At 39.2% G+C, this 715-nt stretch carries 1 protein-coding gene; it reads left to right on the top strand.

Going from position 1 to position 715, the window contains the following annotated elements:
• Positions 1–87 precede the first annotated feature (87 nt).
• Positions 88–715, top strand: a 628-nt coding sequence (locus HP439_RS19300) for a YoaK family protein (protein ID WP_172391934.1), incomplete at its 3' end; no start/stop codon positions are given.

Here is a 715-nt window from a genome sequence, read left to right as displayed (position 1 = left end):
TTCTCCACCTGAATTTTGATCTTCAGGTAAAGGGTATCATGGAAATCGTTCTAGAACGAGACAATAAAAAGGAAACAAAAGAAATATATGCTAAGGAAGTATAGTACGCACCGTACGCTTGGCGATAATTTGAAGCTGGGCGCCCTCACTGCATTTTCTGCAGGTATGTTGAACGTAGCTTCAGTAATCGTCTTTTTTGCGTTTACCTCAAACATTACTGGCTACTATGCTGTATTCGCTCAGGAGATTAGTAAGGGAAACTGGTACCAAGGTGCTGTTGTCTTGCTTTGGATATCTTCATTTTTTATTGGTAGTTTCCTTTCAAATTTTCTCATCATTCACGGAAAAAGCAGATGGAGTCAATATTTCGCTCACGCTGTACCCATCTTACTGGAATTCCTAAGCGTTCTATATGTCGGAATATACTTGGATTTTTTCTACGAAAACTCTCTGCAGGAAACTGAGTATTTAGTTGCATTTTTATTGTTTGCTATGGGATTGCAGAATGGATTAACCGCGAGTATATCCAATTCGGTCGTTAAGACAACACATTTAACGGGGCTAACCACTGATCTCGCTATACTTGTTTCTCTGTTTAGCAAAAAGAAAAATAGGCAAGACAAGGCTATGGTTGATAAATTTCACTTATTACTGACGATTATGGTGAGTTACGTATTAGGTGGGCTTCTTGGAGGGTTAGGCTTTGTCCATATCG

This window comes from Sphingobacterium shayense, assembly GCF_013179575.1.
Lineage (GTDB): Bacteria > Bacteroidota > Bacteroidia > Sphingobacteriales > Sphingobacteriaceae > Sphingobacterium > Sphingobacterium shayense.
This window is presented reverse-complemented; position numbering and strand designations above follow the sequence as displayed.